Annotated in this window: 15 protein-coding genes; 10 read left to right on the forward strand and 5 right to left on the reverse strand. The window is 60.5% G+C overall.

Going from position 1 to position 15,170, the window contains the following annotated elements; all coding sequences use genetic code 11:
• The 10 genes from atpA (at window position 1) to K3767_RS03705 (ending at window position 8,539) form a co-directional block, all read left to right on the forward strand.
• Window positions 1–1,545 carry a F0F1 ATP synthase subunit alpha gene (atpA, locus tag K3767_RS03660; RefSeq protein ID WP_221172195.1) on the forward strand — a complete coding sequence of 515 codons (1,545 nt, stop codon included), beginning with the start codon at window positions 1–3 and terminating at the stop codon, window positions 1,543–1,545.
• 11 nt (window positions 1,546–1,556) lie between these two features.
• A complete protein-coding gene (gene atpG, locus K3767_RS03665) occupies window positions 1,557–2,435 on the forward strand; it encodes an ATP synthase F1 subunit gamma (RefSeq protein ID WP_221172196.1) in 879 nt (292 codons plus the stop codon).
• Window positions 2,436–2,470: 35 nt separating this feature from the next.
• Window positions 2,471–3,928, forward strand: coding sequence for a F0F1 ATP synthase subunit beta (gene atpD / locus K3767_RS03670; RefSeq protein WP_221172197.1), 1,458 nt, complete (start codon window positions 2,471–2,473; stop codon window positions 3,926–3,928).
• A gap of 3 nt (window positions 3,929–3,931) precedes the next feature.
• Window positions 3,932–4,360 (forward strand): F0F1 ATP synthase subunit epsilon, encoded by a 429-nt coding sequence (locus K3767_RS03675; protein ID WP_221172198.1) that lies wholly within the window; start codon window positions 3,932–3,934, stop codon window positions 4,358–4,360.
• Window positions 4,361–4,473: 113 nt separating this feature from the next.
• On the forward strand, window positions 4,474–4,941 hold the full coding sequence (locus tag K3767_RS03680; RefSeq protein WP_221172199.1) for a YbhB/YbcL family Raf kinase inhibitor-like protein: 468 nt from the start codon (window positions 4,474–4,476) through the stop codon (window positions 4,939–4,941).
• 13 nt (window positions 4,942–4,954) lie between these two features.
• Entirely contained in the window at window positions 4,955–5,230 is a 276-nt protein-coding gene (locus tag K3767_RS03685) for a hypothetical protein (protein WP_221172200.1), read from the forward strand.
• Complete coding sequence (locus tag K3767_RS03690; RefSeq protein ID WP_221172201.1) at window positions 5,230–6,018, forward strand: RimK family alpha-L-glutamate ligase; 789 nt, start codon at window positions 5,230–5,232, stop codon at window positions 6,016–6,018. The genes K3767_RS03685 and K3767_RS03690 overlap by 1 nt, the downstream gene beginning before the upstream one ends.
• 29 nt (window positions 6,019–6,047) lie before the next feature.
• Window positions 6,048–7,238, forward strand: coding sequence for a YihY/virulence factor BrkB family protein (locus K3767_RS03695; RefSeq protein ID WP_221172202.1), 1,191 nt, complete (start codon window positions 6,048–6,050; stop codon window positions 7,236–7,238).
• Window positions 7,210–8,145, forward strand: coding sequence for an ATP-binding protein (locus K3767_RS03700; protein WP_221172203.1), 936 nt, complete (start codon window positions 7,210–7,212; stop codon window positions 8,143–8,145). The genes K3767_RS03695 and K3767_RS03700 overlap by 29 nt, the downstream gene beginning before the upstream one ends.
• Window positions 8,132–8,539: a hypothetical protein gene (locus K3767_RS03705; protein WP_221172204.1), complete on the forward strand. Its 408-nt coding sequence runs from the start codon at window positions 8,132–8,134 to the stop codon at window positions 8,537–8,539. The genes K3767_RS03700 and K3767_RS03705 overlap by 14 nt, the downstream gene beginning before the upstream one ends.
• Before the next feature lie 133 nt (window positions 8,540–8,672).
• Here the strand turns inward: K3767_RS03705 and K3767_RS03710 are convergent, their stop codons facing one another.
• Genes K3767_RS03710 through K3767_RS03730 form a run of 5 tightly spaced genes read right to left on the reverse strand, consistent with a single transcriptional unit; the run spans window position 8,673 to window position 15,058 of the window.
• Window positions 8,673–10,262, reverse strand: a complete 1,590-nt coding sequence (locus tag K3767_RS03710; protein WP_221172205.1) for a peptide-binding protein — start codon at window positions 10,260–10,262, stop codon at window positions 8,673–8,675.
• Window positions 10,263–10,658, reverse strand: coding sequence for a hypothetical protein (locus tag K3767_RS03715; protein ID WP_221172206.1), 396 nt, complete (start codon window positions 10,656–10,658; stop codon window positions 10,263–10,265).
• Window positions 10,659–10,704: 46 nt separating this feature from the next.
• Window positions 10,705–11,292: an RNA 2',3'-cyclic phosphodiesterase gene (gene thpR / locus K3767_RS03720; RefSeq protein ID WP_221172207.1), complete on the reverse strand. Its 588-nt coding sequence runs from the start codon at window positions 11,290–11,292 to the stop codon at window positions 10,705–10,707.
• A 31-nt stretch (window positions 11,293–11,323) separates the two neighbouring features.
• On the reverse strand, window positions 11,324–12,634 hold the full coding sequence (locus K3767_RS03725) for a CinA family nicotinamide mononucleotide deamidase-related protein (RefSeq protein ID WP_221172208.1): 1,311 nt from the start codon (window positions 12,632–12,634) through the stop codon (window positions 11,324–11,326).
• Window positions 12,635–15,058, reverse strand: a complete 2,424-nt coding sequence (locus K3767_RS03730; protein WP_221172209.1) for an EAL domain-containing protein — start codon at window positions 15,056–15,058, stop codon at window positions 12,635–12,637. It lies immediately after the preceding gene.
• Window positions 15,059–15,170: the final 112 nt, after the last annotated feature.

Consider the following 15,170-nt stretch of genomic DNA (forward strand, 5'->3'; position numbering starts at 1 on the left):
ATGCAGCAGGGAATTAGAGCCGAGGAAATTAGTGATCTGATCAAAAAGAGAATTGAGGAATACGAGAAGAAGGTAGACCTCAACGAGATGGGTGTGGTCATCTCCGTGGGAGACGGAGTGGCCCGGGTGTACGGTCTGCGCAACTGTCAGGCCATGGAGCTCGTTGAGTTCCCGGGCGGTGAGATGGGTATTGCGCTCAACCTGGAGTTCGACAATGTGGGTGTGCCCATTATGGGTGACGCCACCAAGATTAAGGAGGGGGACATTGCCAAGCGCACCGGACGCATCGCCGAGGTGCCGGTGGGCGAGGCGGTGATCGGGCGCGTGGTGGATCCTCTGGGCCGTCCGCTGGATGGCAAGGGGCCCATCGAGGCCAAGGAATTCCGGCGAATTGAGGTAAAGGCGCCGGGGATCATTGCGCGGCGTCCGGTGCACGAGCCTATGTACACCGGTCTCAAGGCCATCGACGCCATGACTCCCATCGGTCGGGGGCAGCGTGAGCTCATAATCGGAGACCGTCAGACCGGAAAGACGGCCATCTGCGTGGACGCCATCCTGGCGCAGAAAGACACCGATGTCTACTGCATTTATGTGGCCGTTGGGCAGAAGAAGTCCACGGTGGCGCAGATCGTGGAGACCCTGCGTAAGTACGGGGCCATGGAGTACACCACGGTGGTGGTGGCCTGTGCTTCGGATCCCGCCACGCTGCAGTACATTGCACCCTACGCCGGTTGCGCCATGGGGGAATACTTCCGGGACACGGGCCGGCACGCCCTCATCATTTACGACGACCTTTCCAAGCAGGCCAATGCTTACCGTGAGGTGTCGCTGCTTCTCAGGCGTCCGCCGGGGCGTGAGGCCTATCCCGGGGACATCTTTTACAACCACTCGCGGTTGCTGGAGCGGGCGGCCAAGCTCAACGAGAATTACGGTGGTGGGTCGCTCACGGCGCTTCCCATTATTGAGACCCTGCAGGGAGATGTGTCGGCCTACATTCCCACCAATGTGATTTCCATTACCGACGGTCAGGTGTATCTGGAGCCGGGGCTCTTTTTCGCCGGAATTCGTCCGGCCATTAATGTGGGGCTTTCGGTGTCCCGGGTGGGAGGTGCGGCGCAGATCAAGGCCATGAAGCAGGTGGCCGGAAGGCTGCGTCTGGAGCTTGCGCAGTATCGGGAGCTTGCGGCCTTTGCCCAGTTCGGCTCCGAGCTCGACCGGGCCACCCAGCGGGTGCTCCACCGCGGGGCGCGGCTCACCGAGATCCTGAAACAGCCCCAGTATCAGCCGCTTCCGGTGGAGAAACAGGTCTGTATTCTCTTTGCGGGTACCAGGGGGTATCTGGACGAGATGCCTCTGGAGGTGCTCGCGGACTACGAGCGGGAGCTTTATCAATTCATTGAGAACCGTTATCCCGAGATTTACAAGGAGATTCGGGAGAAGCAGGAGATCAGTCCGGAGCTTGAGGAGAAGATGCACGCGGCCATGAAGGAGTTTAACGAGGAATTCAAGAAGAACTACAATGTAGAGCCCGTACCGGTGCCGTAAGGGGTTGAGCGATGCCTAACCTGAGGGACATTCGGAGAAAGATAGAGGCCATCAAGAAGATCGGGCAGATCACGCGGGCCATGAACATGGTGGCCGCGGCCAAGCTCCGCGGCGCCCAGACCCGCCTGGAGAAGTTCCGTCCCTACGGGGAGAAGTTTAGGGAGGTCATTGCCGAGCTCGTAGCGAGCGGGGCGGTGCTCCCCTCGCAGTTTCCTCTGATGGAGACGCGCGAGGTGCGCACGGTGGGGCTGGTGCTGGTGACTGCGGATCGGGGGTTGTGCGGGGCCTTCAACACCAACCTCATCAAGGAGGCGGAAAAGTTTATTGCTGAGCGGGAGCGTGAGGGGCAAAGCGTTAAGCTCATTTGTGTGGGCAAGAAGGGGTATCAGTATTTCAGGCGGCGGGCGGAGGTCCTGGAGGGCTATACCGATGTGATGGGGCGGGTCCTCATGCAGGATGCGCGGACCATTGCGCGGCGCACCATGCGGGCCTTCCTGGACGGGGAGATTGACGAGGCGCATGTGATTTACGGGTACTTTATAAATGTAGTGCGTCAGATCCCCAAACGCGAGAAACTTCTGCCCATCAGCGTGGAGGAGGGTCCGCAGGCGGAGAAGACCTTTAAGGGAGCCCCCATCTACGAGCCCTCGCCGGAGGAGCTATTCGAGCAGATCCTTCCCATGTATGTGAACACGCGGATTTATGCGGCCATGCTGGAGACGGCGGTGAGCGAGCAGGCGGCCCGGATGACGGCGATGGACAATGCGAACCGGGCCTGCGGGGACATGGTGCGGGATCTCACGCTTCTTTTCAACAAGACCAGGCAGGCCTCCATCACCAAGGAGCTTATGGACATCGTTGGTGGTGCGGAGGCCATTAAGCAGGGTTAAAATCAACCCGAATACTTGAAGGAGGAGTGAGGGATATGGCGGAAAAGGTGATCGAGGTCGCGGGCCAAAAGATAGAGGTCAAGGCGGTGGGCAGGGTGGTGCAGGTCATGGGTCCGGTGGTGGATGTGGAGTTTTCGGGAGATTATCTTCCTGGCATTCTGGAGGCCCTGCGGGTGACCAATCCGGCCATTGACGATCGTCCCTGGAACCTGGTGCTGGAGGTGGCCCAGCAGCTGGGGGACAATGTGGTCCGGACCATCGCCATGGACACCACGGATGGTCTTTACCGGGGTCAGGAGGTGGTGGCCACCGGGGCTCCCATCAAGGTGCCGGTGGGCAAGGCCACCCTAGGGCGGATTATGAATGTGGTGGGCGACCCCGTGGACGAGGCCGGTCCCATCAAGGCGGACAAGTTTTATCCCATTCACCGTCCGGCCCCGGCCCTTACCGATCAGGATGTGAACATCCGGGTGCTGGAGACCGGAATCAAGGTCTTCGACCTCCTCATTCCCTTCCCCCGCGGTGGTAAGATGGGCACCTTCGGGGGTGCCGGAGTGGGCAAGACCGTGGTCATGATGGAGATGATTCACAACATCGCCATGCAGCACGGTGGTATTTCGGTATTCTGCGGGGTAGGGGAACGCACCCGTGAAGGTAACGACCTTTACTTGGAGATGAAGCACTCCGGGGTTATCGACAAGGCGGCTCTGGTTTACGGACAGATGAACGAGCCGCCGGGAGCCCGGGCCCGGGTAGGGCTTACCGGGGTTACGGTGGCGGAGTACTTCCGCGACGAGGAAGGTCAGGATGTGCTGCTTTTCATCGACAACATCTTCCGGTTCACCCAGGCCGGATCCGAGGTCTCGGCCCTTCTGGGGCGGATCCCCTCGGCGGTGGGATATCAGCCCACCCTGGCCACCGACCTGGGTGCCCTTCAGGAGCGGATCACCTCCACCACCAAGGGGTCCATTACCTCGGTGCAGTGTGTTTATGTGCCGGCCGACGACCTGACCGACCCGGCTCCGGCCACCACCTTCGCCCATCTGGACGGGACGGTGGTGCTTTCCCGGCAGATCGCCGAGCTGGGAATCTATCCGGCGGTGGATCCGCTGGATTCGCAGTCCCGCATTCTCGACCCCAATGTACTGGGTGAGGAACACTATCAGGTGGCGCGGCAGGTGCAGCAGGTTCTTCAGCGCTACAAGGACCTTCAGGACATCATTGCCATTCTCGGAATGGACGAGCTTTCCGAGGAGGACAAGATCATCGTGGCCCGGGCCCGTCGAATTCAGCGGTTTCTCTCGCAGCCCTTCCATGTGGCCGAGCAGTTCACCGGTACTCCCGGGCGGTATGTGAAACTGGAGGACACCATTCGGGGGTTCAAGGAGATTCTGGAGGGCAAGCACGACGACCTTCCGGAGCAGGCCTTTTACATGGTGGGTTCCATTGAGGAGGCGGTGGAAAAGGCCAAACAGATGGCGGCCGGAGGCTAAACGATGGCGCGCATTCTCCTGGAGATAGTTACGCCGGACAAGGTGGTGGTAAGCGAAGAGGTGGACATCGTGACCGCACCGGGCGTGGCCGGTGAGTTTGGAGTGATGGCCGGCCACGCCCCCATGGTGGCGGGGATAAAGATCGGTCCTCTTCACTACCGGGTGGGGGACAAGGAAGAGTGGGTGGCGGTGAGCGGTGGTTTCTGTGAGGTTACCGGCAAGAAGGTGACCTTCCTGGTGGAGGCGGCGGAGAGGGCTTACGAAATCGATGTGGAGCGGGCCCTCCGGGCCAAGGAAAGGGCGGAGAAGCGCCTGCAGGAGGCTCAGGCCAGGGGCGATCGGGTGGCCGAGGCCCGGGCCCGGGCGGCTCTACAGAGGGCACTTACGAGGATTGCTCTTGCGGAGAGAGTTAAGGCCGGGCACCCCCGTTAATTTCCTCTCTTGTAGTTCGTCTCTTTTCTACTTATCATTTAAGCATGAGGTGGTGGTCTCTTTTCGGGGCCTTAGTCTTGTTTGTGATCCTTTTTAACGGCAGGGGGGTGGCCATGAGGATATGGTCTCCGGAGATTCCCGACGAAGGGAAGATACCGAAAAAGTATGTGATGCCCGCGGCCGGGGGGGAGAACCTTTCTCCTCCTCTCAGGTGGGAAGGGGTGCCGAAGGAGGCCCGGTCTCTGGTCCTGATTTGCGTGGACACGCATCCCGTGGCGCGAAACTGGATGCACTGGGTGGTGATCAACATTCCTCCCACGGTTACGGAGTTGCCGGAGGGGGCTTCGGGGAAGGGTCTGCCGGCCGGGGCGCGAGAGCTCGTAAATTCCTACGGTTTTACCGGATACGGTGGGCCCCAGCCTCCGCCGGGCACGGGCCCCCATCCGTACCACTTCATCCTCTACGCCCTGGATGTGGAGAGGGTGAATCTGCCGGAAAGACCTTCCTTTGCCGAGGTGGAGCGTTATCTGGCCGGGCACATTCTGGAGAAGGCGTCCTTCGTGGGCTACTATGAAAGATAGGGAGGCCGCAAAGATGACCAAGAACGCCAATTCTCCGGAGAGGCGCCATCGCATCGTGGCCCGCAAGCCGGTCACGGTCCTGGTGCGGGAGAAGGTGGTCTGTCCCTACTGCGGAAACGACGAGGAGTTTTACGAGGTGGCGGAAAACGCCTATGTAATAGTGCATTTTCTCCAGAACGAGGACGGGACCTTCGTCCCGGTGGAGGAGAACATGGAGGTGGCCGGTCTGGTCAGATTTTATTGCGGGAGGTGTCAGGCGGACCTCAGTCATCTTCGGGACAAGTTTTGATGCGCCCTCCCTGGGTAATTACCTCCAACCGCACCCTGCGGGAGCGGTACGAGGAGCTCGGGGCCGGAGATCTGATCCTTACGCGAATCAGCCTTAAGCCCGGAGAGGAGGGACTTCTTCTGGATCTGGCGACACGGGGAGTGCGGGCCTTCCCCTCGCTTCTTTCCCAGGCCCTTTCCCGTTCCAAGGCCCTTCAGGCCACCGTGCTCGGCAGCTTCATGCCCCCGGGGACCCGGGTGATCCGGGATCGCCACGATGTCATTCGGGCGCTTACCGAATACGCGGAGCTCGGGGTGGAGGAGGTGGTGACCAAGGAAGATCGGGCGAACTGCGGACTGGGGGTACACCTCTGGAGAAGTGTGGAGGAGATTTTTAACCACGCCGGTCGCGAGCCCCTGCGGTTCCCCTTCGTGTTGCAACCCCGTTTTCGGGAACTGCGGGACATCCGGGTGGTGATCCTGGGAGATTATGTGGAGGCTTACGAGAGGTGCCATCCTTACAGTTTCAGGCATAATCTTTATTTCGGCGGGCACTCGAGACCCTATGAGTTGTCGGAGGGGGAGCTGGAGTTCTGTCGTCGGGTCATGCGGCGCGGGGATTTCCCCTATGCGCATCTGGACATGGTCTACACTCGGGAGGGCGGCCCCTACCTCATGGAGATAAATCTTCGTGGCGGACTTAAGGGATCCCGGTTAACTCAGGAGGAGTACCAGAAACGCCTGGCCGCTATTACGGAGTCCTTTCTGGAAAGCTGGCTTGAGACCCATCCGGGGGCCCGGGTGTTTTGATTCTTCGCTTGGCAAAGGGAAGAGTTTCTGTGCGAACGGAGATGCTGAATTTTACTTTCTGGAGGACCGTCTGGCGACGCTTTTCCGCGGATCGCTGTTTCACCGAGGCCCAGGCCCTCACCTATACCACCCTTTTTTCCCTGGTGCCGCTCCTGGCCCTGGCCTTCGCCATAGCCAGGCTCTTCATCCAGGCCGAGGACATCGTAGCCGTAAGTGAACAATTCCTCACCCGCTTCCTGAATCCCGCCGCCATCGAGACCGTTCAGGAGACTCTTCTCCGGCTGCTGGCCAAGGCCCAGCAGGCCCCTCTGGGACGGGCCAGCATGCTCATCTTCTTCGTCATGATTCTTGGACTGCTGATGGAAACCGAAGGGGTGCTGAACCGAATCTTTCGAGTGAAAAAGGGCCGAAGTTTTCCTCAGAAGATCGCGGCTTACTGGATGATCCTTACGCTGGGGCCCATCTTTCTGCTACTTCCTCCGGCCGGGGCCTTCTACCTTTCCCACTTCGCCAAAAAGTTCGTGGCGACCCTCCTGCTGAAGGTGCTCTATGTGCTCACGGTGGTCCTTTTCTTCACCGGGCTTTACCTCTACCTCCCCAACCGACGCATTCCCCTCCGGGCGGCCCTTTTCGGAGGAGGGGTGGCCGGGCTGATGTGGCTCCTTACCGCCTACCTTTACACCTTTTACACCTCCAAGGCGGTGGCCTACTCCAAGCTTTACGGTTCCCTTTCGGCGCTGCCCTTCTTCCTGCTATGGCTCTTTCTCTCCTGGGCGGTGACCCTCTTCGGAGCCGAAGCGGCGGGGGTTTACGAGGAAAAGGACTGGCTGGGAAACGGCTATCGCCTGCCCCCCGCGATGCTGTCCGTGGCGGTGATGCTGGAGCTCGTTGAGGCCTACACCCGGGGGGAGACCCCCCTTTCCCTGGTGACCCTATCTCAAACCCTTCGGGTGCCCCCCGGGGAGGTGGAGAGGGTGATCGAGGAGTTCGAGGTCCGGGGTCTCGTGCTCGTAACCGAAGAGGGGGTGATTCCGACGCGGTCCCCTTCGGCCATCTCCCTCCGGGAGCTGGTCGTCCCCTTCGAGGGAGACCTCCCCGAGACTCCTCCGGAACCCCCGAACTTGAAAAGGGCCTATTTTCTGTTTAAACATCGGGAAGCTCCCCTGGAGATCACCCTGGAGGCGCTGAGGAATGGCCAGGTGTCGTTTGTGCCGAAGTGAGAGAGAGCGCACCCCGGCCGAGATATACCTTCCGGCCCACCGGCTTCCCCTGTGCCGCAAACACTTTCTTTCCTGGTTCGAACGGTATCTGGAGCGCACCATACGGACCTTCAGGATGTTCACCCGCCGCGAAAGGATCCTGGTGGCCGTCTCCGGGGGAAAGGACAGCCTCACCCTCTGGCAGGCCCTGGTCAACCTGGGCTACGAGGCCGACGGGCTTTTCGTCTATCTCGGCATAGAGGAGAATTCCTTTTCCCTCCTTTCCCGGAGGGCGGTGGAGGCCATGGCCGAAAGGCTCGGCCGACCGCTTCATGTGGTGGACATGAAAAGCGAGCTCGGCTTCACCATTCCGGATCTCCGTCGCAAGACGCGCAAGTACTGTTCCATGTGCGGAACGGTGAAGCGCCACTACCTGAACTCGCTTGCCAAGCGACTGGGCTACTCCGTGATCGTCACCGGTCACAACCTGGACGACGAGGCCTCCTCCCTGCTGGGCAACCTCCTCAACTGGAACCTCAAGTACCTTTCCCGTAAGTATCCGGTGCTTCCGGCGGAACGCGGTTTCGTGCGCAAGGCCAAACCCCTGTGTCGCCATTACGAAAGGGACATCCGTCTTTACGCCGAACTTCGCCGGTTGCCCTATCTTGCCGAAAGCTGTCCCCTCTCCGAGGAGGCCATCCGGCCCTTTTACGCGGAGCTCATGGACCGGCTGGAGGAGCGGGCTCCGGGCACGAAACTGCGTTTCTATCTGGATTACCTCCGTAAAGCCCTTCCCCTCTTTGCCGAGCACAAAGAGGAATTCATGGAACGGGATCTCGTCGTGTGCGAACGCTGCGGGGAGCCGGCGGTGGGAAGTCCGTGTCTGGTGTGCCGTTTGCGGGAGGAGTTCGGCGGTGCGGGTACCTAAACGCTACCTTCCTTTCGTGGCCGGGGGGTTGTGGCTGGCCGTGGGCACGGGGCTGGCCCTGCGAGGGCTTTTCTGGTGGCGGCCCTGGCGCTCTCCCGGGGCCGAGCTCCTGGCCGTGGTCCTCCTTCCGGTGGCCTTCCTGTTCGCCACCCGTATTCTCTTCCGCGTGGCCCGGCGCAACCTGGCCTACATCGCCACCCTCCCGGAACGGGTCTCCTTCTGGTCCTTCCAGCCCCCGCGGAGCTGGCTCCTCATGGGCGGCATGATCCTTCTGGGCCTAACCCTCCGCCGCTCGGCCCTCCCCCGGGAGTGGCTGGGGATCCTTTACTTCGTCATGGGCACGGCCCTGATCCTTACCGGCCCCCGCTTCTGGGTGGCTCCCAAAATGCGATAAATCCCCCCACCCGTCCGGACTTCCGGAACCGGCCAAACCGAGAACCGGATCGTCCCGGGGACATTTCCGGCCCGGTGGTGATGGGATCGGCGGACCGGGAAGAGGAGACTCAGGATGAATCGGTGGAGGCGTCCTAGGGCGTAAGATACTTCTGGAGCCCCCGGGGCACCCACCAGCGTTCCAGATTGTAGGAAATGCCGATGGGGGCGGGCTTTATCCCCCGAAAGCGTCTGTGAATGCAGGGGAGGGCCATGGGCACATAGAGAAAGGTGTAGGGCTGATCCTCGGCCAGGATCTCCTGGAAGCGATCGTAAATCTCCTTGCGCTTTCTGCGGTCGAAGGTCCGGCGTCCCTCCTCAAGCAACCGATCCACCTCCGGATTGGCGTAGCCCACGAAGTTGAGCCCCGGAGGCGGGATCTTGCTCGAGTGCCAGATGTCGTAAAGGTCGGGCTCGGGACCGGTGGTCCAGCCCAGGATCACCGCCTCGAAACGCCGTTTGTCGATGAACTCGTGGATGAAGGCCGTCCACTCCACGGTGCGGATGTGGACCCGGATGCCGATCTCGGAAAGCCTGCGCTGGATAATCTGGGCGGTAAGAAGCCGGGAGAGATTCCCCTGATTGGTGAGGATGGTGAACTCAAAGGGGCGTCCGTCCTTGTCCAGGATCCCGTCGCCGTCGGTGTCGCGCCATCCGGCCTCGGCAAGAAGCCTCCTGGCCCGTTCCGGATCGTAGGGATACCGTTTCACGCGGGGGTTGTACCAGTAGGTGTCCGGTTTGTAGGGCCCGGTGGCCGGAACTCCCAGTCCGAAGAGCACCCCCTCCACGATCTCCCGTTTGTCGATGGCGTAGGACAGGGCCTGGCGCACCCTGCGGTCCCGGAAAAGGGGATGCCGGAGGTTGTAGCCCAGGTAGGTGTAAGAGAAGGCCAGGTACCTGTACTTGCGGAAGTGTTTGCGGAAAAACGGGGTGTCGGTCTCCCGGGCGTACTGAAGGGGAGTGAGATCCATCCAGTCCAGGCCTCCGGCCTTGAGTTCCATGAACATGGTGGCCGGGTCGGGAATGACCCGGAAGATGATCCAGTTGAGATAAGGCCGGCCGGCGAAGTAGTCCGGATTGGCGGAAAGGACGATCTTTTCCTGGCTGCGCCATTCCCTGAAGCGGAAGGGGCCGGTGCCCACGGGGTGGCGTCCGAAGTCGGTCCGGGTGATGTCTTTGCCCTCAAGGAGGTGCTTGGGGAGCACCACCAGATTCCCCCAGGAGGAAAGGGCCGGGGCGAAGGGCTCCCGGTAGTGCACCCTAAAGGTGTAGCGGTCCACCACCTCGGCCCGGTCCACCTCCAGGAAGTCCCCGGCGTAGGCCGTGGGGGTCTTCGGATCGGTGATGAGCCGGAAGCCGAACAGCACATCCTCGGCGGTAAACTCCACTCCGTCGTGCCACCGCACCCCCCGGCGGAGGTAGAAGGTGATGGTGCGACCGTCGGGGGAGATCTCGTAGCGTTCGGCCAGATCCCCCACGATGTTGAGGTTGGGATCGTACTTCACCAGGCCGTTAAAGATGAGTCCGGCCACCTCGTGACTGGCCGCATCCGTGGCGAGCATCGGAATCAGGGTGCTCGCGTCCCCGATGGTACCGACGACCAGGGCGTCGCCGTAGTCCTCGGCCCGGAGCACCGGAGGAAACAGGGAAAGAAGGGAAAGGAGGAGAAAGGTCCGCCGGGTCATCTAAAAGGGACCGCTTACCAGGGGAAACTGGTAGGAAAAGTAAAGCCGTAGGCCTTTCTTCCTTACATACTGCCGGACCTGGGGAGAGGTCTGATAGGTCACCAGAAGGGGAAGAATTTTCTTTCCCATGAGCCACCTTTCCACCTCTTTCAGATAGCGTAGAAACCGGTCCACATCCCGTTTCTTGAGCTGGGTCTTGGCCTCACCAATGACATAAAACTTCTCCCCGGCCCTGCGAACCACCCCGTAAATGTTCACCTCCAGCCAGCGTTCGTGCCCCACCTCCAGATACTCCCGTCGAAAGGGCTCCTCCACCGTAAATCCTTCCTCCCGGAGAAGCTTGGGAAGTCCCACAAAGGCGCGATCCTCCAGAAGGTATCCCACCGCGTGGGCCACATTTCTCTCATAAGAAGGCGCAGACTTTCCAGCATTTTTTAAAATCTTATTCCCCTTCCCCTCTCAGGGCAACCTCCCTGAGAGCCGTGTACACGGCCCCGTCGGGGCGAAGTTCGCTCCGGAAAAAGGTAAGGCGTTCCACCCTAAAGGCGTGCTCGGGGATCCGGAGATTAGCGGTTCGACGACGCAACTCCTCCGCACCGCGGGGTGTCTTCACCCGGCCCAGGGTGAGGTGCGGATGAAAGGGGCGCCGCTCCGGGGGGAATCCCACCCTTTCGAAGGCCCGTTCCAGGCGCCGGTGAAGTTCCAGGAGGGGGTCTAGATCTCCGGAAAGTCCCACCCACACCACCCGCGGCGTTCCGCGGGGCGGGAAAAAGCCTGCGCCCTTAAGGGATAGGACGAAGGGACGCAGGCCGGAGGCGGCCCTCTCCGCGGCCTTCACCAGCTCCTCAAGCTTCCCCTCGGGAATGGAACCGAAAAACTTGAGGGTCAGATGGAAACCCTCCGGACGCACCCACCGCACATCGGCTCCGGCGGCCCGAAGTTCCCGTTGCAGGCCGGCCAGGACCTCCTTCGTTTCCCCGGGGAGATCAACGGCCAGAAAACACCGGATCGTGACCTTCCTTTTCGACACCCTATCCGGATAACCGAGAATTCGCGTCGTGTCAAAGGGTATCGTCCCGGGCGAATCGGTAGCCGGGAAAGAGGTTTCCGGTGAGGAGGTAGCGTCGCAGCCAGTCGAGGGCAGTGTAGGCGGAAAGGAGCTGGATCTCGTGGCGGGTTCCGGGGAAGAGGAATCGTCGGGCCACGGTTTCGGTGGGAGTGGAAAGTCCGATCCAGACCGTGCCCACGGGTTTTTCCGGGCTTCCTCCGGTGGGACCGGCGATCCCGGTAAGGGAAAGGGCGTAGGTGGCCTTAAGGTACCGTCGGATCCCCTCGGCCATGGCGCAGGCCACCTCCCGGGAGACCGCTCCGAAAAGGGAGAGGAAACGCTCCGGCACCCCGAGCACCTCCCTTTTGACCTCGTTAGCGTAGGTCACCGCCCCGCCCAGGAAGTACTCCGAGGAACCGGGTACGCGGGTCACCAGGGAGGAGGCCAGCCCTCCGGTGCAGGATTCCGCCAGGGCAAGGGTGGCCCCTCTTTCCCGGAGAAGGTCCCCGAGGGCCCGGGCCAGTTCCCGGTCGTCCTCCCCGAAGAGGTGCTCGGGGAAACGGTGCCGCAGGGCGCGGGCCACCTCCTCCACCCGGGCCTCGGCCTCGCGGCTGCTTTTCGCCCGGGCCGAAAGCGTTACCCACACCTCCGGGAAAACGGGGTAAAACCCCACTTCCACCCCCGAAGGACCGATCTCCCGCACGGCCCGGTTGATCTCCGCCTCGCGCAGATCGAAAAAGCGCAGGGTGCGCACGAAGACCTTCTCCCCCGGCGGAAGGGCGTCGAGCAGTATGGGGATCACCCGATCCACCAGGAGCCTTTCGAACTGTTCCGGCACCCCCGGCAGGAAAAAGAGAAGCCTTCCCCGGTGGCTCAGAAAATAGCCGGCCACGGAGAGGTCGGGGGATAAGGGTTCGGCCCCGCGGGGAAGGTAGGCCATCCTGTCGCGCAGGGGATTGGGGGAAAGGCCCTGTTCCCTTTCGTTTTCCCGGATTCGGGAAAGGATCGCCTCGTTGAGTTCAAGGGGAAGACCCAGGGCCTCGGCCGCGGCCTCGGTGGTGAGGTCGTCCTCCGTGGGCCCGAGACCACCGCTCACCAGGAGGAAACGCACCTCCTCGAGGAGACGCCGCAGGTGTCGGACAATCCGGCTCTTCTCGTCGCCGACGGTGACGATTTCCCCGATCCGATATCCGTAACGGGAAAGGAGGTCCGCAGCGCGATAACTGGTGACATTGCGGATGCGGCCCGAGGTGAGCTCGTCCCCTACGGCCAGAATGGCTCCCTTCATCCCCAAAAGATTAGCACGAAGGAGGCTTTTCTTCAATCACAGATACTTATTCCTGATCACCTCAATAGGTTCGGGTTTCCCGACGAAATAGCCCTGAGAATAGTCGATGCCGAGCTCCCGCACCAGGTTGAAGATCCTCTCGTCGGAAACGAATTCGGCGATGGTGCGAATGCCCACCCGCCGGGCGAATTGCAGAATGGCCTCCACCAGAAGCCTTACCGTCTCGTCCCCGGGAAGGCGCCTGATGAGGGAGGCGTCGATCTTGAGGTAGTCCACCCGCAACTCGATGAGACGCTCCAGGTTGGAGTAGCCGGTTCCGAAATCGTCTATGGCGATACGGCAGCCCCGTTCCTTGAGCTGTTTCAGGAAGTCCACCACCATCTCGTAGTTGCGAATGTGCTCGGTCTCCACCACCTCGAAGACCAGCTTTTGGGGTTCCACCAGGAGCCTCTCCACCGGGCTCTTCATCAGCTGGTGGAGGAGAAATTCCTTCACCTCCTGAGATTCGAAGTCCTCGAAGGAGAGGTTGATGGAGACCGCAAAGGGCAGATCGCGGAAGTCCCGGAGGGCCTTCTCGATGACCCTTCGGGTGATTTCCGGATAAAGCCCCATCTTCTGGGAGACCTCCAGGAACCTGGAGGGAGGGATAACGGTTTCGTCCTCGTCGATCAGGCGTACCAGGGCCTCGAATTTTTCGACTTTTCCGGTGCGGTTGTTGAGGATGGGCTGGTAGAAGGGCAGGATCCGGTCCTCGCGCAGGGCCACCCGGGTCTTGCGGATCCAGATCATGCGTTCCTCGTAGAGGGGGCGGCGTTTTTCCACGGGGGAGGCCACCCTGACGAGTTTTGTGCGACTTTCCTTGGCCTCCTTGAGGGCGTCGTAGGCGAAGATGAGGAGCTTTTCCGGATGCACGCATTCGCACACCGCCGCCCCGAAGAAAGAGAGGTAGACCTCTTCCCCCTGCCAGAGGAAGGGTCGGCCTTCCAGCTCCCGGAGTCCTTTTTCCGCCAGGGCAAAGAACTCCTCCCGCGAAAGCTCCCTGCGGGCCAGATCGAAGACCACGGCGAACTCATCCGGCCCGATGCGATAGACCGGGGTGGGAAAGATTTCCCTGAGCCGGAGGGCCAGATCCCGAAGGATCAGGTCCCCGCATTCCTCCCCGCACACGAAGTTCAGGTCCTTGAAGTTGTGAATGTCCAGGAGGATAAGGGCAGGGGCCTCGAGTCCCCTGAGATCTTCTAAAAGTTTGTCCCGATTGGGAAGTTCCGTAAGGCGATCGTAATAGTGAAGGAAGTAGATCTCCTGGAGGTTCTTACGGAGTTTCTCCACCGATTGGTTGAGGACCTGGGCCACCTGGCCGATCTCATCGGTGGGCGAGAGGTCTATGCGGGTGGAGAGGTCCCCCTGGGCGATTCGCTGGACCCCTTCCATGATGATGGAGAGTTTTCGGATGATGCTGCGGTAAGAGAGGTAGAAGCCCAGGCTGAGAAGGGTAAACACCAGTGAGAAAATCAAACTCGAGAGCAACCATTCCCGGAACAGTCTTTCCTGTTTCCGTTTGAGTCGGATCATGAGCTCCCGGGTGAGCTGAAGATAGATCTCGTAAAAGATTTCTATGACCTGTGTGGCCATTTCGAAATATCCCCGGGCGCTGAATCCCTTCAGGGATTTGCTGGTGATCAGATCCTCGCTTCGATCTAGAAAGGCTTCCAGTTCCCGGGAGCCGGTCTGGAGGAGGCTTATGGTTTCCTGAGGGAGCCGGATGTTCTTAACGGTCCACTCCAGGGCCCCGGCGTAGCCGTGGGCCACGGCGTAGAGACGCAGGAGCTGGCGGCGCTCCGCGGGGTTGATGCTTCCCCGGGCCAGGTATCCGCTTCCGAGCCCCCGGATGCGTCCCAGGATCTCGGCCAGCTTGGGAATCTCGATGAGGGCCACCTCGGCCAGAGTTCGCACATAGATATCCGGATCCGAAAAGAGTCCGTGCCGATGTCCCTCCGTTTCGGTGAGGACCAGCAGGCGTTCAATGAGACGGGTGTGTCTCCAGAAGCTTTCCTCCGGATCCCCGGAAAAGGTCTTCAGTCCAAGAGAGGAAAAGGACTCCCTTAGTCCGGAAATCTCTTTTATACGGTGATGATCCTCCTGAAGGATCATCTCCTCCAGCCTGTTCGCGGATTTTTCGAATTCTTCCTCTAGGGCAAGAAGGGCCTTTTTCAGAGAGGGGTCTCTGGCCTCCTTGGGAAGATTGGCATAGAGGAAATAAAGCCCCCGGTGCCTCTGCAGGAGATTGATCAGCTGGATATAAGGGCCGAGATGTCTGGTTCCCTGGATCTCGTTTCGGAGTATACGGATCTCGGGCCAGCTACGCCACACCAGATATCCCAGCCCCAGAAACCAGGGAATCAGGGCCAGGATCTCTAACACGAGAAGTTTTTGTTTTAAAGTGAGGAAATATCTTCTCAAACCGACTTTCCGCAAGGTTTGGTAGCCATTAAAGCCGCTTTTTCCAGATTAGGCAAGTTAAATAAGCGTTAAATTTTTTAAGAAATTCAAAAAAAAAAAAAAAAAAAAAAAA

Origin of the sequence: Thermosulfurimonas sp. F29 (assembly GCF_019688735.1) — a bacterium.
GTDB lineage: Bacteria > Desulfobacterota > Thermodesulfobacteria > Thermodesulfobacteriales > Thermodesulfobacteriaceae > Thermosulfurimonas_A.